Source organism: Acidovorax sp. YS12, from assembly GCA_021496925.1.
Classification (GTDB): Bacteria; Pseudomonadota; Gammaproteobacteria; order Burkholderiales; family Burkholderiaceae_C; genus Paenacidovorax.
The window spans coordinates 3027631-3051029 of record CP053915.1 but is presented as its reverse complement, the minus strand read 5'-3'; the positions used below and the strand labels follow the sequence as shown (position 1 = coordinate 3051029).

Sequence of the window (23399 nt, the reverse complement as noted above, 5' to 3'; positions counted from 1 at the left end):
TGTTTTTGGCCCATGGGGATGGCGATCGGGCGGCATTTTTGTTGCCAGATGTATATGCCGCCCGGTGCCGCGCATTTTCAAGGGCGGGCGCGCCGCTCCAGGATTTCAAATGCCGGCAGGGTTTTGCCTTCCAGCACTTCCAGGAATGCGCCGCCGCCGGTGGAGATATAGCCCACCTGTTTTTCGATGCCGTATTTGGCGATGGCCGCGAGCGTATCGCCGCCGCCGGCGATGCTGAAGGCGCTGGACTGCGCGATGGCCTGGGCGATGGCGCGCGTGCCGTTCTCGAACGCCGCGAACTCGAACACGCCGACCGGGCCGTTCCAGACGATGGTGCCGGCCTGCAGGAGCTGCTGTGCCAGCCGGGCGGCGGTTTCGGGGCCGATGTCGAGGATCAGGTCGTCGTCCGCCACTTCGGTGGCGGGCTTGACGGTGGCAGGCGCGTCGGCGGCGAAGGTCTTGGCGACCACCACGTCGGTGGGGATCGGCACCTCGGCGCCGCGCGCGGCCATGGCGTCGATCACGGCCTTGGCCTCGCCCACGAGGCCGGGCTCGGCCAGCGACTTGCCGATGTTCAGCCCGGCCGCCAGCATGAAGGTGTTGGCGATGCCGCCGCCGACGATGAGCTGGTCCACGTTGCGCGCCAGCGACTGCAGGATGGTCAGCTTGGTCGAGACCTTGGAGCCCGCGACGATGGCGGCCAGCGGGCGCTTCGGCTGGGCCAGGGCCTTGGTGATGGCGTCGATCTCCGCTGCCAGCAGCGGGCCGGCGCAGGCCGTCCTGGCGTATTCGGCGATGCCGTAGGTCGTGCCCTCGGCGCGGTGCGCGGTGCCGAAGGCATCGTTCACGTAGATGTCGCACAGCGCGGCCATCTTCTGCGCCAGCGCGGGCTGGTTCTTCTTCTCGCCGGGGTTGACGCGGCAGTTCTCCAGCAGCACCACCTGGCCGGGCGCGACCTGTACGCCATCGACCCACTGCGCCACCAGCGGCACGGCGCGGCCCAGCAGCTCCGACAGGCGCTGCGCCACGGGGGCGAGCGAGTCCTCGGGCTTGAATTCGCCCTCGGTGGGGCGGCCCAGGTGGCTGGTGACCATCACGGCGGCGCCGGCGTCGAGCGCCATCTGGATGCAGGGCACGGAGGCGCGGATGCGGGTGTCCTCGGTGATGCGGCCGGCATCGTCCTGGGGTACGTTGAGGTCGGCACGGATGAAGACGCGCTGGCCCTGGACTTTGCCCTGGGCGCACAGGTCGGAGAAACGCAGAATGTTCATGGCGGGAGGTATGGCAAAAAAGCGCGCACATTGTAGGCGGCGCCTGCCCCGGCCTCCCGTCCTGGCGCCTACCAGCCGAGCCCGATGTGCAGCGGCAGGTACACGGCCATGCCGACGACGATGGTGCCCAGGATGCCGCGGCGCCAGAAGTAGTAGCCCGTGGCGCACAGCACGGCGGGCCAGCGGGCGTCCTGCAGGGTGTGGATGAGCGCGCCCTGCGCCATGAGGATCTCGGGCGCGATCACGGCGGTGAGTGCGGCCAGCGGGGCGTACTTGAGGCCGCGCTTGAGCCAGTCGGGCAGCGGCAGCTCGCGCTCGGGAATCATGAAGAACGCGCGCGTCACCACGGTGATCACCGTCAGGCCCAGGATGGCGAGCACGGGTTCGAGCCAGCCGTTGTCCATCATGGATGGCGCTCCGCGCGCAGCGGCACCTCGTCGCCCGCCGCGACGCGCTGCAGTTCGTCCTCGGGCAGGGCGCTGTCGGCAGGCACCAGCACCACCTCGGGGTGGTGGCGGCGCCGGTCCACGGCCTCCATCAGCAGGCCGGCCGCGATGGCCGCGGCGATGGCCACGAGGATGTTCAGCTTGAGCGGCAGCGCGAAGGCCGCGATGGCCGCCGTGGCCGCCACGCCCGTGGCCAGCCAGGTGGCGCGGTCGAACAGCAGCGACAGCAGCACGCCCAGCAGCGCCAGCACGCCCGCGAAGCCCAGCCCCCAGGACAGCGGCACCCAGTTGGCCAGCAGGATGCCAGCGATGGACGGCACCTGCCAGGCCAGCCAGTTCACGCTGGCCGCGCCCCAGAAATACGGCACCTGGTCCGGCGCGGGCCGGGGCTCGGGGTAGCGCTTGAGGAAGGCGACGAAGATCACGTCGCCGCTGAAATAGCCCAGGGTCAGGCGCTGGCGCAGCGGCAATGCGGCGAAGTAGCTGCGCCACATGTTGCTGAAGATGACGAAGCGCAGGTTCACGCAGGCCGCCGTGAGCCACACCACCCACAGCGGCGCGCCCACGGCCAGCAGCGGCAGCACGGCCAGCTGCGCGCTGCCCGCGTACACCAGCAGCGACATGAGCAGCGCCAGCGCCACCGGCATGCCCGTCTTGACCATGGCCACGCCGGTGACCAGCCCCCAGGCGCCCACGCCCAGGCCGGTGCCCAGCATGTCGGTGATGCCCTGGCGGAAGGCCGGCTGGCGCAGCAGGGCGGCGGCGTTCATGCGCCCAGCACCAGCCCCTGCGGCAAGGCGAAGCCGCGCAGGAACTCGGCGGCGGGCAGGCGCTTGCCGCCGGCGCGCTGCAGCACCGTGAGCCGCAGCACGCCCTGGCCGCAGGCCACGCGCACGCTGGCGTCTTCTACAGATAAAATCTGGCCTGGAGCCGCACCAGGCAAGCGCGAGCAGCTATCAATTTCGCAGCTCCAGAGCTTGACCGCCTCGCCCTGCGCCAGCGTGCTTGCGCCTGGGAAAGGGTCGAAGGCGCGGATGCGCCGGGCGATGGTTTCGGCCGGCAGCGCCCAGTCGATGAGCGCTTCGTGCTTGTCGATCTTGTGCGCATAGGTCACGCCTTCGGCGGGCTGCGGCGTGGCTGTGAGCTGGCCGCGGGCCGCCAGGTCGAGGGCCTGGACGATCAGCCGCCCGCCCATGTCGGCCAGGCGGTCGTGCAGCGTGGCCGTGGTGTCGGTGGCGGCGATCGGGGTGCCTTGCGCCAGCAGCATGCCGCCCGTGTCCAGGCCCGCATCCATCTGCATGATGGTCACGCCGGTTTCGGTGTCGCCCGCCTCGATGGCGCGGTGGATCGGCGCGGCGCCGCGCCAGCGCGGCAGCAGGCTGGCGTGGATGTTCAGGCAGCCCAGGCGCGGCAGGTCGAGCACCCACTGCGGCAGGATCAGGCCGTAGGCGGCGACGACCATGGCGTCGGGCCGGGCGGCCTCCAGCGCGGCGCGGGCCGCCGCGGCGTCGGCGGGGTGCTTGCCGTCCAGGCGCAGGCTCAGGGGCTGCGCCACGGCAATGCCGTGCTGCAGCGCGCACTGCTTGACGGGCGAGGCCTGCAGCTTCATGCCCCGGCCGGCGGGGCGGTCGGGCTGGGTCAGCACCAGGGGAATGTCGTGGCCCGCCTGCAGCAGCCGCGCCAGTGCCACGCGGGCGAATTCCGGCGTGCCGGCGAAGACCAGTCTCATGCGCGCGTGGCCTCGCGCTGCTGCTTGAGCATCTTGGTCTTGATGCGGTTGCGCTTGAGCGGCGAGAGGTAATCGACGAACACCTTGCCCAGCAGGTGGTCCATCTCGTGCTGCATGCACACGGCCAGCAGGCCCTCGGCCTCGATCACGCGCGCGGCGCCTTTTTCATCGAGGGCGCGCACGTGCACGGCGCTGGAGCGCTCCACGCCATCGTAGATGCCGGGGACGGACAGGCAGCCTTCGTCGCCCACCACCTTCTCGGCGCTGGCCCAGACGATCTCGGGGTTGATCAGCACCAGTGGCTGGTTGCGCTCCTCCGAGGTGTCGATGACCACCACGCGCTCGTGCACGTCCACCTGGGTAGCGGCCAGGCCGATGCCCTGCGCGTCGTACATGGTGGCCAGCATGTCGCTGACCAGCGACTGGATGCGCGCATCCACCGCCTGCACGGGCTGGGCGACTTTGTGCAGGCGCGGATCGGGATAACAAAGAATCGGGAGAATTGCCATGGCCGAATGGAAAATATGTCGTTATTTTCGCCACTTTTACCAAGGCTTGCAGATGCGGTTTTCAATAAGCGTTGCCCAATCAAGGGCTTGAGCAGAGAATCTGAGATGATTTGTAATGTATTCAACCGCCATGTTCGCCCTGCCGAGCATTCCGGGCGGTGCCAGTGAGAGGGCGTTTTTCCATGCATCAACCAAGCAAGCACAAGGCGGCTGGCGCACACGCACGTGCGCTGTGCCTGTTGGCAGCATTGGCCGCCACCGGGGCGGCCACGGCGCAGCAGCCTCCCGTGACCGCCGCCCAGCGCGCCACGGCCCAGCAGACGGCGCAAAGCGGCATTCCCGTGGCCGAGCTGGCCGCCAACGCGCCGCAAACCTACGTGGTCAAGCGCGGAGACACCTTGTGGGGCATTGCCGGCATGTACCTGCAGCGCCCCTGGCGCTGGCCCGAGCTGTGGGGCATGAACCTGCAGGCCGTGGCGAATCCGCACCGCATCTACCCAGGGCAAACGCTGTACCTGGACAGGCAGGGCGGCTACGCGCGGCTGTCCACCACGCAGCCGGGCTCGACCGAGCCCGAGACGGTGCGGCTGTCGCCACGCACGCGCACCGAGAGCCTGGCGGATCTGGCCTTGCCCACGCTCAAGCCGCATCTGATCGAGCCTTTCCTGGTCGAGCCCATCGTGGTGGACGACGACACCTTCGCCCGCGCGCCGCGCATCGTGGCCACCACGGACGAGCGCGTGCTCATGGCCAGCGGCGACCGGGCCTATGTGCGGGGCGAGTCCGGCAAGCCGCTGCTGCGCGAGCCTGGGGAGCCGCGCCGCTTCCAGGTCTACCGCGATGCGGTGGCGCTCAAGGACCCGCTGACCGGCGCCATCCTGGGCTACGAGGGGCAGTACCTGGGCAAGGCCGAGCTGATCAAGGGCGAGGGGCTGGAAGAATCCTCCGATGGCCGGGGACATACCGTCGCGGAATACGTGCCGGCCACCGTGATGCTGTCCAGCACCAAGGAGGACGTGCGCGCCGGTGACCGGCTGCTGCCCGCGCCGGAGCGCACCTTCGCCAGCTATGTGCCGCATGCGCCGCAAACGGAGGTGGATGCGCGCGTGGTGTCGATCTACGGCAGCACCCAGGTGCGCTATGCCGCCCAGAACCAGGTGGTGACCATCAACAAGGGAACGGCCGATGGCATCGAGCCGGGCCACGTGTTGCAGATCGTGACCCAGGGGGATCGCATCCTCGATCAGACCGACCCCGACCGTGCCACGATCAAGCTGCCCAGCGAGCGCAATGGCCTGGCGATGGTGTTCCGCACCTTCGACCGTGTCTCGTACGTGCTGCTGCTGCAGCTCGGGAGCGGCGTGCGCGTCGGCGACCGGCTCATCAACCCGAACTGATCTTTCCGGGCGCTGGCCATGGAGCGCAGCGAACTGGCCGCCTGGCTGCGCCTGACGCTCACCCCGGGAGTGGGCAACCACACGGTGCGCCGCTTGCTCGCGCTGTGCGGGCTGCCCGGGCAGGTGTTCCAGCTGCCCGCGCTGTGGCACGGCCATGTGACTGCGGCCCAGGCGCGGGCGCTGTCCATGGAGCCCGAAGGGCTGGCGGCCCTGGCCGAGGCCACCTGGCAATGGCTGCACGGCGCAGCCGATGGCGTGGGGCGCAGGGTGCTCACCCTGGCGGATGCAGCGTACCCCGCGCCGCTGCTGGCCACCGAAGACCCGCCGCCGCTGCTGTACGTGATGGGGCCGGAGCACGTGCTGGGCGGACCATCGTTTTTCCCCGCCCCGTGCCTGGCGGTGGTCGGCAGCCGCAACCCCACGGCCCAGGGGGCCCTGCATGCGCGCCAGTTTGCCAAGGCCTTGCGCGCGGCGGGGCTGTGCATCGTGTCCGGCATGGCCCTGGGGGTGGATGCCGCGGCGCACGAAGGCGCACTGGAAGACGCCCCCGAAGGCTGCCTGGCGACCATCGCGGTCGTGGGCACCGGGCTGGACCGGGTCTATCCCAGCCGCCACCGCGCCTTGGCGCACCGCATCGCGCGCCAGGGCCTGCTGGTCAGCGAGTACCCCCTGGGCACGCCGCCGCTGGCGCAGAACTTTCCCAAGCGCAACCGCATCATCGCCGGGCTGTCGCAGGGCACGCTGGTCGTCGAGGCGGCGCTGCAGTCGGGCTCCCTCATCACCGCCCGCCTGGCGGCCGAGCAGGGGCGCGAGGTGTTCGCCATTCCCGGGTCGATCCAGTCGCCGCAGGCGCGCGGCTGCCACGCGCTGATACGCCAGGGAGCCAAGCTGGTCGAGACGACCCAGGATGTGCTGGAGGAGCTGCGGCTGCCGGTGCCGGCCGTTCAGACACAGCCCGCCGAGAGGACGCAGGAGGACGGCGACGCGCTGCTGTCCGCCATGGGCTGGGATCCGACCGGCCTGGACGCGCTGATCGCCCGTACCGGCATGGACGCTGCCGCCTTGCAGGTGGCATTGCTGGAGCACGAACTCGCGGGCCGGGTGGCGCGCCTGCCCGGGGGCAGCTTTCAGCGCATGGCGCTCAGTTGAGCAGCCGCTCGGGGTTGGCGTCGATCTTGGCCAGCGCGTCGCGCGTGGCGCGCACCGTCAGGCCTTCCTCGTCCTGCGGCACCAGCAGGCCGGCCTGCAGATAGGCGCCCAGGCGGCGCAGCTGGATCAGGTAGCAGGAACCATCGATGGCGGCGAACAGGTGCAGCTGCCTGCGCTCGCTGCGCCAGGCGTATTGCACCTGGGCGGAAGCCCCGTTGTGGTCCAGCTGGTACCAGGTGCCCAGGGGCAGCTCCTGGGCCCAGGCCACCATGTCCTCCTGGACCGGGGCGCCGGTATCGGCGATCACCTGGATGGCCGACGCGTCGATGCCCAGCATCATCTCGATGTTGTCGCTCGACAGCGGCATGTCGCCCAGCGTGGCGTCGCCAATGAAGTCCTCCAGGTTGGCCAGGCGCTTGGCCATGGCGTCGATGTGCGCTTGCGGAATGGCCGCGGTCTTGGCCAGGAAGGCCTCGGCCAGCGTGTCGGTCAGCGCCTTGACCTGGGCGTCCTGCGCGTCGCCTTCGACGCCGAGCAGCGCCAGCCCCTGGCGCAGGCGCTGCAGCAGGCCCGGCAGGCTCTGGATCACCTGGGCGCGGTCGCTGCGGTGGGGCTTGGCGCTGGCCGCCCACACCAGGTCGGCGGCGGTGTGCTTGTAGGCCAGCGTGTCGGCGTGCTGCGCGCCGTCGCGTACGGCGGACAGGGCCAGCACCTCGGCCCAGGTCTTGAAGAGGAACTCGCGGATCTCGTCGCGCACCGGCATGTCCTTCAGCAGGGTGCGCAGCTCGATGGTGTACTGGATCGCCAGCGTCTCGCGCTGCTCCACCTGCTGCGCCACGCTGACCAGTTTCGCCGTGGCCTGTCCCTCGGTCAGGAACTTGGCCAGGAATTTCTCGAATTCGTCATAGACGAGCTGGAACACGCGCCGCCCGGTTTCCGGGTACTGCTCGATCACCTGCACGATGCGCCGCACCTCGGCTTCGAGCGCATTGCCGTTGATGGAAGAGGCATCGAACCCCATCACGCAGGCGCCCATGCGGTCGATGAGGCGCCGGGCCGGGTGGTCGAGGTTGCTGAAGAACTCGGGCTCGGCCAGCGCCACGCGCAGCACCGGCACCTGCAGGCGCGCGAACCAGACGCGCACGGCGGAAGGAATCCGGTCTTCCGTCAGGATGCTCTGGAACATCAGCGCCACCACCTCGATGATGGCTTTCTCGCTCGCCGTGGCAGCCTTCTTCTTGAGCTCGGTCGATTGCTCGCGCACCTGGCCCACGAGCTGGACCACGGCCACCGGGCCGGCATCCGGGGCCATCGCGCCCAGGCTGCTGTAGAAGGTGCTGGCCTGCACGCGCTGGGCGGCCAGCGCCTGGGTCAGCGCCTGCGTGGCGGGCGGGGCCTGCGCCATGTCGTAGCCAGTGGCGGGCTGGACCAGCAGGCGGCGCAGTTGGGTCATCACGCTCTGGGCGCGCTGGCGTGCGCGTACCAGCGGCGCTGCGCCCATGCCCGCCATGGGCATACCCGGGCCCTGCGGGGCGTAGCCCGGGGGCGCGTGCGCCAGGTGGCGCAGGTGCGGTGCGGCACCCGCGTGCGCGAGCGCCTGGGCCGTCATGCCGGTGGCGCCGCCCATGCCGCCCTGGCCCGTTTCCAGGCCGCCCGCCATGCTGCCGCCCGTGGATGGGCCGGCGCCGGGGGGCGAGGCCGCCCGGCGCACCCGGGCGCGCAGGTCGGTCTGCACCACCACGCCCCGCTCGTCGTACAGCGTGTTGAGCGCCTGGTACTGGGATTGCAGCAGCTCGGCCAAGGCCCGCTGCAGCGGGTCGATCATGGTCTGCAGGTCGGCGCGCGGCAGCTTGGCTTCCACCCATTGCTCGACCAGCAGCTGGCAGCAGGACTCCGGGCGCAGGATGTCCTGGCTGGAGAGCTCCTGGCCTTCGAGCTGCTGGGTGCGCTGGCGCACCGGATCGAAAACGCTGCCCACGGCATCCATCACGGTGAGGGCCAGGCGAGAGGCAACGATCTTGTTCTCCACCACGTCGTCGTCCACCAAGGCCAGGGCCAGTTCCAGGCCGCCAGCCGGCGCTTGCGCCACGGGGGCGGCGGGCGTATTCAGCGCCTTCTGCCAGGCACCGACCACAGCGCGGGCCCAGGCCTGGCGCTGGTCGCGGTAGCGCTGCCAGGTATCGCGCCGGTCCTGCATCTCGCGCGTCGTGCCGGTCTGGGCGATGAGCGCGTTGAGGAATTCCTGCAGGCTTTTGTCGAGCTGGGGAATCCCGCCGCACAGCCCCTGGACAAAACGCTGGCGCGCCAACGTGGCCAGCGGGTGCGAGGGGGCGTTCGGGGGGAGCGGCATGGCCGGTGATCCTGGCGGCTAGTGCATCAGACGACGGCACCTGCGTTCGGATCGTTGGGGTCGCCGCCCTCTTCCTTCTTGCCGGTCTTCACCAGGTCTTCGCGCTTGACGCCCAGCCACATGGCGATGGCCGCGGCCACGAACACCGAGGAGTAGATGCCGAACAGGATGCCGATGGTCAGCGCCAGCGCGAAGTAGTGCAGGCTCGGGCCGCCGAAGAAGAACATCGAGAGCACCATTGCCTCGGTCGAGGCGTGGGTGATGATGGTGCGGCTCATGGTGGAGGTGATGGCGTGGTCGATCACCTCGGCCGTGCTGAGCTTGCGGAACTTGCGGAATGCCTCGCGGATACGGTCGAAGATCACCACCGACTCGTTCACCGAATAGCCCAGCACCGCCAGCACGCCCGCCAGCACCGAGAGCGAGAACTCCCACTGGAAGAACGCGAAGAAGCCCAGGATGATGACTACGTCGTGCAGGTTGGCGATGATGGCCGCGACGCCGAACTTCCACTCGAAGCGCAGCGCCAGGTAGATCACGATGCCCAGCACCACCATGCCCAGCGCCATCAGGCCGCCGTGCACCAGTTCCTCGCCCACCTGCGGGCCGACGAATTCGGTGCGGCGCAGCTGCACGCTGTCGTCCTGCCCCTTGAGGGCGGCCAGCACCTGCTCGCTCTGCTGGGCCGAGGTCACGCCCTTCTGCACCGGCAGGCGGATCATCACGTCGCGCGAGGTGCCGAAGTTCTGCACCACCACGTCGGAGTAGCCCAGCCCGGCCACCGTCTCGCGCACCTTGGCGACGTCGGCGGTCTGCGTGTAGGCCACTTCCATCACGGTGCCGCCCGTGAACTCCACCGACAGGTGCAGCCCGCGCGTGACGAGGAAGAACACCGCCAGCGCGAAGGTGATGAAGGACACCGCGTTGAGCACCAACGCGTACTTCATGAACGGGATGTCTTTTTTGATGCGGAAGAATTCCATGGTCTTCCCCTTCTTCAGTTATTGCTGCCGCGCGCGGCCACGGAGCGCATCTCGGAGGCGTCGTCGGGCTTCCACACCTGGCCGATCGCCACGCTCTTGAGCTTCTTGCGGCGGCCGTACCAGAGGTTGACCAGCCCGCGCGAGAAGAACACGGCCGAGAACATGCTGGTGAGGATGCCGATGCAGTGCACCACGGCGAAGCCGCGCACCGGACCGGAGCCGAAGGCCAGCAGCGCCAGGCCGGCGATCAGCGTGGTCACGTTCGAGTCCAGGATGGTGGCCCAGGCGCGCTCGTAGCCCGCGGCAATCGCCGCCTGCGGCGTCACGCCGGCGCGCAGCTCCTCGCGGATGCGCTCGTTGATGAGCACGTTCGAGTCGATGGCCACGCCCAGCGCCAGCGCCATGGCGGCGATGCCGGGCAGCGTCAGCGTGGCCTGCAGCATCGACAGGATGGCGATCAGCATCAGCACGTTGACCGACAGCGCGATGGTGGAGAACACGCCGAACAGCATGTAGTACACGCACATGAAGGCGGCGATCGCCACCAAGCCCCAGACCACGGAGTTGATGCCGCGCGCGATGTTGTCGGCGCCCAGGCTCGGGCCGATGGTGTATTCCTCGATGATCTCCATCGGCGCGGCGAGCGAGCCGGCGCGCAGCAGCAGCGAGGTGTCGTTGGCTTCCACGGTCGTCATGCGGCCGGAGATCTGCACGCGGCCGCCGCCGATCTCGGAACGGATCACGGGCGCCGTGACGACTTCGCCCTTGCCCTTCTCGAACAGCACGATGGCCATGCGCTTGCCGACGTTCTCGCGCGTGATGTCCTTGAAGATGCGCGAACCCTTGGCGTCGAGCACCAGGTTCACGGTGGGCTCCTGCGTCTGGCCGTCGAACCCGGGCTGGGCATCGGTGAGGTTCTCGCCCGTCAGCACCACCTGCTTCTTCACGATCACGGCCATGCCGTTGCGGTCGAGGTATTTTTCGTCGCCGAACGGCACCGGGCCGCTGCCCAGCTCGGCGGCGCGCGCCTCGGTGGATTCGTCCACCATGCGCACTTCCAGCGTGGCCGTGCGGCCCAGGATGTCCTTGGCCTTGGCCGTATCCTGCACGCCGGGCAACTGCACCACGATGCGGTCCAGCCCCTGCTGCTGGATCACCGGCTCGGCCACGCCCAGCTCGTTGATCCGGTTGTGCAGCGTGACCATGTTCTGCTTCAGCGCCTGCTCCTGCACCTTGCGCAGGGCCTCGGGCTTGATGGTGGCGCGCAGCTTGAAGCCGTCGCCGTCCGGGCCCGTGGTGGCCACCAGGTCGGGGAACTGGTCGGCCACCAGGTTGCGCGCGGCCGTCAGCGTGGCCTCGTCGCGCACCTTGATCTCCACGGCCTGGCCGTCGCGGCCGATGCCGCCGTGGCGGATGTTCTTTTCGCGCAGGCTGGTGCGCAGGTCACCGGCGAAGGATTCGGCCTTCTTGGTCAGCGCCGCCTGCATGTCCACCTGCAGCATGAAGTGCACGCCGCCGCGCAGATCCAGGCCCAGGAACATGGGCTGCGCGTGCAGGGCCTTGAGCCAGGCGGGCGAGCGCGAGACCAGGCCCAGCGCGATGATGTAGGGCGGGTCGCTGGCGTCGGGCACCAGGGCCTTCTGCAGCACGTCCTTGGCCTTGAGCTGGGTGTCGGGCGTGTCGAAGCGCGCGCGCACCGAGTTGCCGTCGAAGCCCACGCTGTCGGGCGTCACGCCCGCCGCCTTGAGCGCCTCTTCCACGCGGGCCTGGACGGCGGTATCGACCTTGATGGTGGCCTTGGCCGACGAGACCTGCACGGCAGGTGCCTCGCCGAAGAAATTGGGCAGGGTGTACAGCGCACCCACCAGCAGCGCGATGACCAGGATCGCGTACTTCCAGACCGGGTAACGGTTCATGATGGCGCTCTTAGCTCACTGGAGACAGTGTGGAGGAAGCGGCCGCCTGAGCGCCGCCCCCGGGGTCAACAAAACGGCGATTTACTTGATCGTGCCCTTGGGCAGCACCTGCGCCACGGCGCTGCGCTGGATCTGCACTTCCACGCCCTGGGCGATCTGGATGTACAGCACGCCCTCGGACAGGCGCGTCACCGTGCCCAGGATGCCGCCGGCCGTGGCCACTTCGTCGCCCTTGGAGAGGGCGTCGATCATGCTGCGGTGTTCCTTCTGGCGCTTCATCTGCGGACGGATCATGACGAAGTACAGCACCACGAACATCAGCACCAGCGGCAGCATGCCCGTGAGCTGGGACATCATGTCGCCGCCGCCGGAAGCGGCTGCGGGCGCGGTCTGTGCAAAGGCAGAGGAAATAAACACGGGAATAACTCCACAACGGATGTGTAAGACAAAAAGGGCTTGCCCCAGGCCATGGGCGGGGCAGGGTAACAGAGCATTGTATGCGGCACCAGTTCCCCGGCCCCGGCGCCCTGGCGCAACTTCGGGGGATTTCCCGTTTCAAGCAAAAAGAGCTGCCAGCGCCTGTCTGGCAAGCGCTGGCAGCTCTTTATTCGATAGCAAATGGTCAGGCCGAAGCGCGCGCGCCCTGGCGCCATTGCTGCATCAGGCGCTCCCATTGGGCGCGCGCGGCCTTCAGGTGGCGCTCCTTCACGTGGCCAAAGCCGCGGATGTCTTCGGGAATGCGGGCGATCTGTACCGCCAGCGCCAGGTTGCCGGCGTTCAGGCCGGCCAGCAGCTCCTCGATGCAGGCGCGGTACTCGGCGATCAGCGCGCGCTCGGTGCGCCGCTCCTCGGTCTTGCCGAAGATGTCCAGCGCGCCGCCGCGCAGGCCCTTCATGCGCGCCAGCCAGGTGAAGGCGGTGCGCATCCAGGGGCCGTAGGGCTGCTTGACCAGCTCGCCCTTGTCGTTGCGCTTGGCGGTCAGGGGCGGCGCCATGTGGTGCACCACGCGGTAGTCGCCCTCGAACATGCCGGCCAGCTTCTGCGTGAAGGCGGGGTCGGTGTGCAGGCGCGCCACTTCGTATTCATCCTTGTAGGCCATGAGCTTGAACAGGTAGCGCGCCACGGCCTCGCTCAGGCGGGTGCCGCTGTCCAGGCGGGCCTCGGCGGCCTGCACCTGGTCCACGAAGGCCTTGTACTGCGCGGCGTAGGCGCCGTCCTGGTAGCCCGTGAGGAATTCCACGCGCTTGGCCACCATTTCGGCCAGCCCCGGCTTCTTGACGAACTGGATGACCTGCGCGGCCTGCTGGGCTGACGAAAAAAGCGCCTGCACGGCCGCGAGGTCGTGCGCGCAGCGGCGGCCCCACTCGAACGCGGCCTGGTTGTTCTCCACCTGCACGCCGTTGAGCTCCATGGCGCGCATCAGCGCGGCGCGGCCCAGCGGGATGCGGCCCTTCTGCCACGCGTAGCCCAGCAGCAGCGGGTTGGTGTAGATGCTGTCGCCCAGCAGGTGCACGGCGGCCTGCTCGGCGTCGAACGCGCCCACCAGCCCGGCGCCCACGGCCGAGGCGATGGCGTTTTCGCAGTGGCCGCCGGGGAACTGCCAGTCCGGGTTGGTCACGAAGGCCGCCGTGGGCGTGCCATGCGTGTTCAGCGCCACGAAGGTGCGGCCCGCGCGCATGGCGGCCTGGGTGGTCTTGTGCGCGGCGACGATGACGTCGCAGCCGATCACCAGGTCGGCCTTGGCCGTGTCCACCTTGGTGGTGTGGATGGCCTCGGGGCGGTTGGCGATCTGGATGTGGCTCCAGGTGGCGCCGCCCTTCTGGGCCAGGCCGGCGGCGTCTTGCGTGATGACGCCCTTGCCTTCCAGGTGCGCGGCCATGCCCAGCAGCGAGCCGATGGTGATGACGCCCGTGCCGCCCACGCCGGCCACGACGATGCCCCAGGCTTGCTCGGCCAGCGGCAGCGTCGGCTCGGGGATGCCGGGCAGCGCCGACAGGTCGCCCTTCTTCTGCCTGGCGGGCTTCTTCAGCGTGCCGCCTTCGACGGTGACGAAGCTCGGGCAGAAGCCGTTGACGCAGGAGAAGTCCTTGTTGCAGCTGTTCTGGTTGATGCGGCGCTTGCGGCCGAACTCGGTCTCCACCGGCTCCACCGACAGGCAGTTGGACTGCACCGAACAATCGCCGCAGCCCTCGCACACCAGCTCGTTGATGACCACGGTCTTGTCGGGCGTGGCCAGGCTGCCGCGCTTGCGGCGGCGGCGCTTCTCGGTGGCGCAGGTCTGGTCGTAGATGATGGCGCTGCAGCCCTTGATCTCGCGGAATGCGCGCTGGATGCGGTCCAGCTCGCTGCGGTGGAACACCTCGATGCCCGGCGGCAGGTCGTTCAGCAGCTCCGGGTGGCCCGCGCGCGCGCTGTTGGCCGGGTGGGTGCGGCCCTGGTACTTGGCTGGCTCGTCGGTCACCACCACCAGCTTGACCACGCCCTCGGCGCGCAGGCTGTGCGCGATCTGCGCCACCGAGTGGCCCTCGGGGCGCTCGCCCACGGTCTGGCCGCCGGTCATGGCCACGGCGTCGTTGTAGAGGATCTTGTAGGTGATGTTGGCGCCCGAGGCGATGCTCTGGCGGATCGCCAGCAGCCCGCTGTGGAAGTAGGTGCCGTCGCCCAGGTTGGCGAACACGTGCGCGGTCTTGGAAAACGGCGCCTGCCCCACCCAGGTCACGCCCTCGCCGCCCATCTGCGTGAAGGTGCTGGTGCTGCGGTCGGGCATCCACGTGGTCATGTAGTGGCAGCCAATGCCGGCCACGGCGCGCGAGCCCTCGGGCACGCGCGTGCTGGTGTTGTGCGGGCAGCCGCTGCAGAACCACGGCTGGCGGTCGCCCGTGGCGGCGGCCGGGGTGGCCTGCAGGGCCTGCTCGCGCGCGGCGATCACGGCCAGGCGCTGGTCCATGCGCGCCACGATGTCCTGCGGCACGCCCAGCTTCTTCAGCCGCTTGGCGATGGCCTGGGCGATGATGGCCGGCGTCAGGTCGGCCTTGGGGCGCAGCAGCCAGTTCTGGCTCGGGTTGGGCATGCTCCATTCGCCGCCCGAGTTGTCGCCCTCCTGCTCGTCGAACTTGCCCAGCACGTTGGGGCGCACGTCGGCGCGCCAGTTGTACAGCTCCTCCTTGAGCTGGTACTCGATGACCTGGCGCTTTTCCTCCACCACCAGGATTTCCTGCAGCCCTTGCGCGAAGTCGCGCGTGATGGTGGCCTCCAGCGGCCACACTACGTTCACCTTGTGCACGCGGATGCCGAGCTGGCGGCAGGTGTCGTCATCCAGGCCCAGGTCCACCAGCGCCTGGCGCATGTCGTTGTAGGCCTTGCCGCTGGCGATGATGCCGAAGCGGTCGTTCTGGCCCTGGATGACGTTGTAGTTGAGCCGGTTGGCACGCACGTAGGCCAGCGCCGCGTACCACTTGTAGTCCATCAGGCGCGCTTCCTGCTCCAGCGGCACGTCGGGCCAGCGGATGTGCAGGCCGCCCGGCGGCATCTGGAAGTCCTCGGGCAGCAGGATCTTCACGCGGTGCGGGTCGATGGCGACGCTGCTGGAGGACTCGACCACCTCCTGGATCGTCTTGAGCCCCGACCACAGGCCCGAGAAGCGGCTCATGGCGAAGGCGTGCAGCCCCATGTCCAGGATGTCCTGCACGCTCGACGGGAAGAACACCGGCAGGCCGCAGGCCTTGAAGATGTGGTCGCTCTGGTGCGCCGCCGTGCTGCTCTTGCTGATGTGGTCGTCGCCCGCCACCGCGATCACCCCGCCATGCTGGGCCGTGCCGGCCATGTTGGCGTGCTTGAACACGTCCGAGCAGCGGTCCACGCCCGGCCCTTTGCCGTACCAGATGCCGAACACGCCGTCGTACTTCTTCTGGTCGGGGTACAGGTCGAGCTGCTGCGTGCCCCACACGGCGGTGGCGCCCAGCTCCTCGTTCACGCCGGGCTGGAAGACGATGTGGTGCTCGGCCAGGTGCTTGCGCGCGCTCCACAGAGCCTGGTCGTAGGTGCCCAGGGGAGAGCCGCGGTAGCCACTGATGAAGCCGCCGGTGTTCAGCCCCGCGGCGGCATCGCGCTCGCGCTGCAGCATGGGCAGGCGCACCAGGGCCTGCACGCCGCTCATGAAGGCACGGCCTTCGGAAAGTGTGTACTTGTCGTCGAGCGTGACGGTTTCGAGCGCGCGGCGGACGTGCTCGGGCAGCGGGGCATTCATGGTTTTGTCTCCATCGTGGTCGAAAAGGCCGCTTCTTGTGGCGGCGGCCCTGCAGGGCGCGCCCCGCGGGTAGCGTGGCGCACGCCGTGGAGTGTAGGCCCGCCGTGCAGATATGTCTTTGCTTTCTTTGCGTACTTTGGGCTATCTTCGGAAAGAATCTTTCCTTAAATGGTCCTTAATTGAACACACTCGACAAATTCGACGTCGCCATCCTGCACGAGCTGCAGGCCGATGCGCGCCTCACCAACGCCGAACTGGCCCAGCGCGTGGGCCTGTCGGCCGCACCGTGCTGGCGGCGCGTGCGCGCGCTGGAGGAGGCCGGCTTCATCAAGGGCTACCACGCCGAGATCGACCGCCACCGGATCGGCCTGGGCGTGCTGGCCTTCGTGCGCCTGGACGCCACGCGCAACCACGCCAGCCTGGCGCGCGAGATGGAGGAGGCCATCCGCCAGATCCCCGAAGTGGTGTCGTGCCACTACATCAGCGGCACCGGCACGTTCGAGCTGCAGGTGGTGGCGCGCGACCTGGACAGCTTTTCGCAGTTCGCCCGCAACGTGCTGCTCAACCTGCCCCATGTGCAGGACATGCACACCAGCTTTTCCCTGGGCGAGGTCAAGGCCGGCGGCGCGCTGCCGCTCAAGCACCTGGCGTCTGCCAAATCCTGATTGCTATGGATTGAATAGCTTCCAGCGCTTGCTGCATAAGCGCTGGGGGCCGATTTCACTCAAATTCCGCGGCGCCGGCAAAGCTGCGCTGCAGGATCCCCAGCAGCATGGCGCGCAGCAGCGCCGGCAGGGCCGTATCGGCGGCGGGCGCCTGCAGCGCCGCCGCCAGACCGGCCTCGTGCGCGGCCACTGTGCCGGTGACCTCGGCCTGCCAGCGGCGGGCCAGCCCGGGGGCCTCGTGCGCGGGCACGCGGGCCTGGTGGGCGATGGCCAGGTAGTGCGCGCAGGCCGCCTCGGCCGCGTGGCGCAGCAGCGCCTGCCGCCCCTCGTCCTTCTTCTGGAACGCGCGCACGGCCCATGCCGTGGTGCCGCCCAGCAGCGCGCCCAGGGCCGTGCCCGCGCCCAGCGTCAGGCCGCCCGTGCCCAGGTCGATCAGCGCGCCCGCCTTGGCCCCCGCGGCCGCGCCGGCGGCGGCGCCCGCCGACGTGCCCAGGGCCAGGGCCGTGCCGTCGGCGTGGCGGGGCGCGGGCAGTGGCGCGTGCCCCGCCACCGGCGCTGCGGGCGCCAGGCCGTGCAGGGCGCGCAGCGCGGCGTCGAGCGCCTGCACCTGCTGCGCATACGGGGCGGCCGCGTCGCCGGGGGGCAGGCTGGCGCAGGCGCGCAGGTGCTGCGCAAGCGCCTGCACGGACTGGTCGAAGCGCCGCGCATTGCGCTCCACCCAGGCCGCGCGCAGGCGCGCCAGGGCGGGGCGGTGCGCGGGCAGGGCGGCGTCCAGCCGGTCGAACAGGGCGGGCTCCAGCACCCAGCTGGCGCCAAAATCCTCCCAGCGCAGCGCAAGCCGGGGCGCGGCCTGCCATGCGGGCGGGGGCGCGCCGCCGCCCCAGGCCAGCACGGCGTCCACCGGCTCGCTGGCGCAGGTGAACCGCAGGCGGTCGCCGTGCGCGCTCTGCACGTCCTGCAGGACCTGGGCCTGCGGGCCCTGCAGGCCGATCACCCAATCGCCCGGCAGGCTGGCGCGCAGGGCGTCGAAGGCGGCGCTCTCCAGGTCGATGCGGCCCTGCCAGTGTGCCCCGCGCCAGTGCGCCCAGGCCGCCAGGGCCAGGCGCGGCAGCACCACGGCGAGCAGCAGCAAGCCCACGTACATCCACACCCAGCGGCTGCCCGCCGTGCCCTCGCCCGCGAAGTTCTGCGCGGCCGCGATCTCCGGCAGCGTGAACGGCGCCAAGCCGAACAGCGCGGTGAGCGGCCAGAACAGCACGGCGGCGATGGCGTGCACCTGCGTGGCGTCGAGAAACGTGCTCTCCCACCCGAACTGGTAGCGCACCACCAGCCCGCGCAACAGCAGCGACAGCGCGATGCCCGCGCCCCAGGCGGCGGCGCACAGGTGCAGCACGCAGGCGGTGCGCTGCCGCAGCGCGCCGGCCGCGTGCGCGAGCCAGCGGGCGTGGAAGTCCGCCGCGATGCGCGCCGCCAGCCCGCGCGGGCCGCCGGGGCGGCCGATGTGGCCAAGCCCCTGCAGCCACGCACAGGGCTGGGGCCGGGGCGGGCGCCATGCCTGCCACGCGACCAGCAGGTACACGGCCATGTTCCACGCCAGCACGAGGAGCAGCGGCGGCGAGAGCAGATCCACCCGGTGCGCGTTGGCGATGCGGTCGATGGCCAGCCCCAGCAGCAGCGCCGCCAGCGGCAGGCCGCGCGCCAGCCAGCGCCAGCGCGCGCCGGGCTGGCGCAGCGCGGCCACGGTGGCGTCGCGGGCGCTGGCGTGTTCGGCGATGGCGGCGGCGCGCTGCAGCACCACATCGCCCACGCCCACGCGCTGCACGCCGCGCGCACGGGCGGCGGCCACGGCGCTGCGCGTGGCCTCCTCCAGCGCGGGCTGGCTGACCAGGGTGCGCCCGCTGTCCGTGTGCTCGATGGCCTGGGCGAGCAGCACGGTGCGCAGCTGGGGCCCGGTCACGCGCATGAATGCTCCTGATTCAGTAGCTTTTGGCGCTTGCTGCATAAGCGCTGGAGGCCGATTTGGCCATTATTTAGGCCACAGCGCCCACAGGCGCAGCCCCTGCTTGAGCCGCCCGGCCACGTCGCCGGCCTCGGGGCCCCAGCCGGTGAAGAAGTCCGCCCGCACCGCGCCCACGATGGCGCTGCCCGTGTCCTGCGCCATCACCAGGCGCGCCAGCTGCACCTGCGGGCCGCTGGAGGCCAGCCACACCGGCGTGCCGTAGGGAATGCTCTGCCGGTCCACGGCGATGGAGCGCCCGGGGGTCAGCGCCACGCCCTGCGCTCCCTTGGGGCCGAAGGCGGCGTCCAGGCCGTCGAGCGGTTCCTCGCGGAAGAACACGTAGCGCGGGTTGCTCCACAGCAGCTCGTTCACGCGCTGCGGGTTGGCGGCGAGCCAGGCCTTGATGCCGGGCCAGGTGGCATCGCGCGTGGCGCCCTGGTCGAGCAGCCAGCGGCCCACGCTCTGGTAGGGGTGGTCGTTGGTGCCGGCGAAAGCCAGGCGCACCAGGCGCTGGCTGCCGTCGGGCTCGGTCACGCGCAGCCGGCCCGAGCCCTGGATGTGCAGCACCAGCGCGTCCACCGGGTCGCGCAGCCAGGCGATGGCGCGCCCGGCGAGCGCGGCCTGGGCCTCGGGCTGCGTCTCGATCTGCTGGCGCGTGTACCAGGGCTTGCGCTCGAAGCTGGCCGGCAGCCGGTACAGCGGCACGTTGAAGCCGTTGCCGGGCAGGCGCGCGGCGTCCATCAGCGGCTCGTAGTAGCCGGTGAGTAGCCCGTCGGCGCGGCCGTCGAAGGACTCGATGCGGTAGGGCTGCAGCCGCGCCACCATCCAGGCGCGCTGCTCCTCGGCGCTGGCGATGGACAGGCGCCGCACCTCGGCGCACAGCGGTGCGAACGCGGGCGCGGGGCGCTCGCAGCCCTTGATCCAGGCATTCCAGGCCTCGTGCAGCGCGTCGCTGTCGAAGCCGGGCAGTTCCGACCAGTGCACCGGCACCCAGCGGCTCTTGCCCTGGGCCAGCGGCGGCGGCAGCGGCCCGGTGTCGCCGGGCACGGGCGCCACGGGCGCGGGCATGCCGGCCGGGGGCTGCTGGGGCGCGGGCGGCGGCGGGGTGGAGCAGGCCGCCAGCGTTCCTACAATCAGCGTCGTCAGGACAACGCGCAGGGGTCGGGAAATCATGGGCTGGATTGTGCTTGAAGCCTTGCTGGCGCTGGCGCTGCTGCTGGGCATCGTGTGGTGGACCATGTTCGCGGGACGGCGCCGGGGCGAGCCGCCGCGCGCGCCGGAGGACGGGCCGAAGGACGGACCGGACGGACCGTGAAGCGGCGGCCACGCCCCTGCGCCATTGCAAACAATGCTGCGCCCTGCGTGCAGAGTGCGCGGGCGCTGCCGATAATGGGGCGTTCCTCTTCACTTTTGCAAAGGAAGCCTCATGCGTACTTCTCATCGTTCCCTTCTGGGTGTCGCCGCGGCCGTCGTGCTGCTCAGCGGCTGTGCCAACATGTCCGATACCCAGCGCCGCACGGCCACCGGCGCGGGCGTGGGCGCCGTGGCGGGTGCCGTGGTGGGCGCGGCCACGGGGGGCAGCGTGGGCACGGGCGCGGTGCTCGGCGCGGGCGTGGGCGCCCTGGGCACCTACATCTGGTCGCAGCACATGGAGCAGCAGCGGCGCGACATGGAGCAGGCCACACAGGGCACTGGCGTGGGCGTGGTGCAGACGGCCGACAACCAGCTCAAGCTCGATATTCCGAGCGACATCTCGTTCGACACCGGCCGCTCCGACATCAAGGCCAACTTCGCCCCCATCCTCGAGCGCTTCGCCGACGGCCTGCGCAACAACCCCAACGCCGAGGTGCGCATCGTCGGCCACACCGACAGCACGGGCAGCGACGCCATCAACAACCCGCTGTCGCTGGCGCGCGCCGAGAGCGCGCGCAACTTCCTCACCCTGCGCGGCGTCAGCGGCGCGCGCATCCAGGTCGAAGGCCGTGGTTCGCACCAGCCGGTCGCCAGCAACGACACCCTGGACGGCCGCGCGCGCAACCGCCGCGTCGAGATCTACGTGGGCGAGCGTCCGCGCGGCTGATCGCCGCCATCTTGGCGCAGGACGTTGGCCAGTTCCACGGCCGACTTGACCTGCATCTTGTCGAAAACGCGCGCACGGTGCACTTCCACCGTGCGCACGCTGATGCCCAACTGGTCGGCGATGAGCTTGTTGGGCAGCCCCTGCGCCACCAGCTGCATCACGTCGCGCTCGCGCTCGGTCAGCTCGGTCAGGCGCGCGGCCAGCGCGGCCTGCGCGCGCTGGGCCGCGAGCTGGGCACCGGAGGCGCGCAGGGCCTGCTCGATGCGGTCCACCAGGGCGTTGTCGGAAAAGGGTTTCTCGTAGAAACCGAAGGCGCCGCGCTGCACCGCGTCCACGGCCGTGCGCACGTCGGCATGGCCGGTCAGGAAGATGACCGGCAGCGTGGCCAGCGCGCCCTGGGCGAGCAACTGCTCGAACAGCGCCAGCCCGCTCAGGGCGCCCATGCGGATGTCCAGCAGCAGGCAGGCGCTGTGGCGCAGCGGCGCGCGCGCCTGCAGCGCCGCCGCGAAGGCTTCGGCGCTGTCGAAGGACTCGCTGTGCAGGCGGCGCGAGCGCAGCAGCCAGGCCAGCGCCTCGCGGACGGCGGCGTCATCGTCCACGATGAAGACGCAGGCGGTGTTCAGGGGCTCCATGGCGGGCTCATTCGGGTAGGTTGCGGGACTGCCCGGCGGGCAGCGTGAAGAGAAAGACCATGCCGCGCGGCGCGTTCGCCGCGAACCGTATCACGCCGCCATGCTGCTCGACCACCGTGCGGCACAGGTTCAGGCCCAGGCCGGTGCCTTGCGCGCGCGTGGTGAAGAACGGCGTGAACAGCTGGGCCGCCACCTCGGGGGCGATGCCCTTGCCGCCATCGACGACCACGAATTCCAGCCATGCGCTCTGCGCGCCGGGCAGCGCGGCGCGCACCTGCAGCTCCAGCACCCGCGTGTCGGGGGGCGTATCTTCCATGGCCTGGATGGCGTTGCGCGCCAGGTTGAGCAGCACCTGCTCGACCATGGTGCGCTCGCACAGCGCCGGGGGCAGCCCCGGCTCCACGCTGCTGACCAGGCGCACGCCGTTGGCGCGCGCCTGCAGGTGGATCAGCGGCAGCACGGCGCCCAGCAGCGCCTCGGCGGCCACGGGCTCGCGCGCCTGGCCGCGCCGGCGCACCAGGTTGTGCACGCCCTGCACCACGCGGCCCGCGCGTGCGGCCTGGTCCGCGATGTGCTGCACGGCGCTGCGCAGGTCCTGCAGCGGTGCACTGCGCGTACCAGCGTCGCCGCCGTCGCTGGCGCCGCCAGGGGCCAGCAGGTTGAGCGCGCCGGTGGCGTAGCTCGATATCGCGGCCAGGGGCTGGTTGATCTCATGGCTCAGGAGCGAGGCCATTTCCCCCACCGTGGCGAGGTGGGCCGTCGCCTCCAGCCGCTCCTGCGCGGCGCGCGACTGCGCCTCGACGCGCCGCTGCTCGCTCACGTCCAGCACCGCGCTCATCCAGCCCTGGTGCTGGCCTTGCGCGTCGAGCAGCGGGGTCTCGAAAATGAGCACGTCCAGGCGCGTGCCGTCCTTGCGCTGGTATTGCGCCTCCAGGCCCTCGTGCGCCGTTTGCGGCGAGCGCCTGTGCAGGCTCTGCTGGTACATCGCGGCCAGCTCGGGGGGCCAGTAGGGCGCGGGCATGCCGCGCCCCAGCAACTCCTGGGCGGAAAAGCCGACCATGGCGCAAAAGGCCTGGTTCACGTAAGTCACCCGGCCGCCCAGATCGCGTGCGCGCAGCCCCGCGACCAGCGATTCCTCCATGGCCTGGCGAAACGCCAGCGCCTCGCCCAGCTCGCGTTCCGCATGCAGGCGCCGCCGGTTGTCGCGCACCAGCATGGCCACCACGCCGGCCAGGGCCACGGCCATCGCGGCCACCAGGGCCGTGACCAGGGAGGGAAACAGGTGGGGTTCGCTGTGCCAGCCGTCCATGCGCAGCACCAGCGCCGTGCCGTTGAGGTTCAGCAGTTGCTGCGTGGTGAACAGGCGCGCGCTGCGCTGCGTCGCGCCGATCAGCGCCAGGCGGGTGCCGTCGGGGTCGGTGAAGGAGACCTCCTGGTTGCCCGCGAGGTTGTGGCTGGTGGTGGCCGAAAGGAGGTCCTGAAGGGCATAGGTGGCGACGATGAAGCCTTCCATGCGGCCGTTCGCCGCCGCCAGGGGCAGGCACAGCTCCAGCAGCTCGGCCCCCAGGCCGTCGCTGTAGGGCTGGAAATAGCTGCCCGCGTATGCCGGCGTGGCCAGGCGGCGGGCGTTGGCGCAGGCCATGGCGGCGCTGCCGTGCGGGTCTTCGCGGGTGGCGGCGCTCCAGTCGATGGGGTGGTAGGGCGACTGGGCCTGGGCCAGCGAGTGCAGATCCGCGCCGCGCCACTCGATGCGCACCAGCTCGCGCTGGGCCTGCAGCAGCGCTGCGGCCTGCTCCTGCCAGGCTGCGTTCGGCGCCGCGCCGGTGCCCAGCACCGCCAGGCTTTGCTGGTTTCGCGCCAGGGCGAAACGGATGTCAGCGATGGCGGTGGCCGCGTCCCTTGCCAGGCGCTCCTGGATCTGCCCGGCCTCGTGGCGCCCGGCCAGCCATACCAGCGTGGCCAGCATGCAGGCCAGCAGCAGCACCAGCGCGGCCCACAGCGACCAGCGGTGCCATGACGGCAGGGCT

Annotated in this window: 19 protein-coding genes; 5 read left to right on the top strand and 14 right to left on the bottom strand. The window is 70.4% G+C overall.

All coding sequences use genetic code 11. From position 1 onward, the window contains the following. Positions 1-77 precede the first annotated feature (77 nt). The 5 genes from YS110_13825 to YS110_13805 form a co-directional block, all read right to left on the bottom strand. A complete protein-coding gene (locus tag YS110_13825) occupies positions 78-1271 on the bottom strand; it encodes a phosphoglycerate kinase (protein ID UJB65752.1) in 1194 nt (397 codons plus the stop codon). Between the two features lie 68 nt (positions 1272-1339). Further along, positions 1340-1675 (bottom strand): AzlD domain-containing protein, encoded by a 336-nt coding sequence (locus tag YS110_13820; GenBank protein ID UJB67457.1) that lies wholly within the window; start codon positions 1673-1675, stop codon positions 1340-1342. After that, positions 1675-2487 carry an AzlC family ABC transporter permease gene (locus YS110_13815; protein ID UJB65751.1) on the bottom strand — a complete coding sequence of 271 codons (813 nt, stop codon included), beginning with the start codon at positions 2485-2487 and terminating at the stop codon, positions 1675-1677. Before YS110_13815 ends, YS110_13820 begins: the two co-directional genes overlap by 1 nt. Then, a complete protein-coding gene (locus YS110_13810) occupies positions 2484-3446 on the bottom strand; it encodes a methionyl-tRNA formyltransferase (protein ID UJB65750.1) in 963 nt (320 codons plus the stop codon). Before YS110_13810 ends, YS110_13815 begins: the two co-directional genes overlap by 4 nt. Further along, positions 3443-3955: a peptide deformylase gene (locus YS110_13805; GenBank protein ID UJB65749.1), complete on the bottom strand. Its 513-nt coding sequence runs from the start codon at positions 3953-3955 to the stop codon at positions 3443-3445. Before YS110_13805 ends, YS110_13810 begins: the two co-directional genes overlap by 4 nt. 182 nt (positions 3956-4137) lie before the next feature. Between YS110_13805 and YS110_13800 the strand changes: the two genes are divergently transcribed. Both YS110_13800 and dprA read left to right on the top strand, forming a co-directional pair. Beyond that, the gene (locus tag YS110_13800) at positions 4138-5352 is read left to right on the top strand and encodes a LysM peptidoglycan-binding domain-containing protein (protein UJB65748.1); all 1215 of its coding nucleotides are present in this window, start codon (positions 4138-4140) and stop codon (positions 5350-5352) included. 18 nt (positions 5353-5370) lie between these two features. Then, on the top strand, positions 5371-6501 hold the full coding sequence (dprA, locus tag YS110_13795; protein ID UJB65747.1) for a DNA-protecting protein DprA: 1131 nt from the start codon (positions 5371-5373) through the stop codon (positions 6499-6501). Here the strand turns inward: dprA and YS110_13790 are convergent. From YS110_13790 to YS110_13770, 5 genes are all read right to left on the bottom strand, one after another. Beyond that, entirely contained in the window at positions 6494-8851 is a 2358-nt protein-coding gene (locus YS110_13790) for a DUF1631 domain-containing protein (protein UJB65746.1), read from the bottom strand. The genes dprA and YS110_13790 overlap by 8 nt on opposite strands. 26 nt (positions 8852-8877) lie before the next feature. Further along, positions 8878-9834: a protein translocase subunit SecF gene (gene secF, locus YS110_13785; GenBank protein ID UJB65745.1), complete on the bottom strand. Its 957-nt coding sequence runs from the start codon at positions 9832-9834 to the stop codon at positions 8878-8880. 14 nt (positions 9835-9848) lie between these two features. Further along, positions 9849-11750, bottom strand: a complete 1902-nt coding sequence (gene secD / locus YS110_13780) for a protein translocase subunit SecD (GenBank protein UJB65744.1) — start codon at positions 11748-11750, stop codon at positions 9849-9851. An 81-nt stretch (positions 11751-11831) separates the two neighbouring features. After that, positions 11832-12167: a preprotein translocase subunit YajC gene (gene yajC, locus YS110_13775; protein ID UJB65743.1), complete on the bottom strand. Its 336-nt coding sequence runs from the start codon at positions 12165-12167 to the stop codon at positions 11832-11834. A 205-nt stretch (positions 12168-12372) separates the two neighbouring features. Next, the gene (locus YS110_13770) at positions 12373-15996 is read right to left on the bottom strand and encodes an indolepyruvate ferredoxin oxidoreductase family protein (GenBank protein ID UJB65742.1); all 3624 of its coding nucleotides are present in this window, start codon (positions 15994-15996) and stop codon (positions 12373-12375) included. Between the two features lie 179 nt (positions 15997-16175). Between YS110_13770 and YS110_13765 the strand changes: the two genes are divergently transcribed. Further along, positions 16176-16661: an Lrp/AsnC family transcriptional regulator gene (locus tag YS110_13765; protein ID UJB65741.1), complete on the top strand. Its 486-nt coding sequence runs from the start codon at positions 16176-16178 to the stop codon at positions 16659-16661. A gap of 55 nt (positions 16662-16716) precedes the next feature. Here YS110_13765 and YS110_13760 read toward each other — a convergent pair whose 3' ends face one another. Further along, the gene (locus tag YS110_13760; protein UJB65740.1) at positions 16717-18624 is read right to left on the bottom strand and encodes a DUF2868 domain-containing protein; all 1908 of its coding nucleotides are present in this window, start codon (positions 18622-18624) and stop codon (positions 16717-16719) included. A gap of 63 nt (positions 18625-18687) precedes the next feature. Continuing rightward, complete coding sequence (locus YS110_13755; protein ID UJB65739.1) at positions 18688-19899, bottom strand: MltA domain-containing protein; 1212 nt, start codon at positions 19897-19899, stop codon at positions 18688-18690. On the opposite strand from YS110_13755, the gene YS110_13750 reads away from it, so the two are divergent. Both YS110_13750 and YS110_13745 read left to right on the top strand, forming a co-directional pair. After that, positions 19832-19975 (top strand): hypothetical protein, encoded by a 144-nt coding sequence (locus YS110_13750; GenBank protein UJB63258.1) that lies wholly within the window; start codon positions 19832-19834, stop codon positions 19973-19975. The two genes, YS110_13755 and YS110_13750, sit on opposite strands and share 68 nt — an antisense overlap. 111 nt (positions 19976-20086) lie before the next feature. Further along, positions 20087-20740, top strand: coding sequence for an OmpA family protein (locus YS110_13745; protein ID UJB65738.1), 654 nt, complete (start codon positions 20087-20089; stop codon positions 20738-20740). Here the strand turns inward: YS110_13745 and YS110_13740 are convergent. Then, positions 20713-21372, bottom strand: coding sequence for a response regulator transcription factor (locus tag YS110_13740; protein UJB65737.1), 660 nt, complete (start codon positions 21370-21372; stop codon positions 20713-20715). The two genes, YS110_13745 and YS110_13740, sit on opposite strands and share 28 nt — an antisense overlap. Positions 21373-21379: 7 nt before the next feature. Beyond that, on the bottom strand, positions 21380-23338 hold the full coding sequence (locus YS110_13735) for a PAS domain S-box protein (protein UJB67456.1): 1959 nt from the start codon (positions 23336-23338) through the stop codon (positions 21380-21382). Positions 23339-23399: the final 61 nt, after the last annotated feature.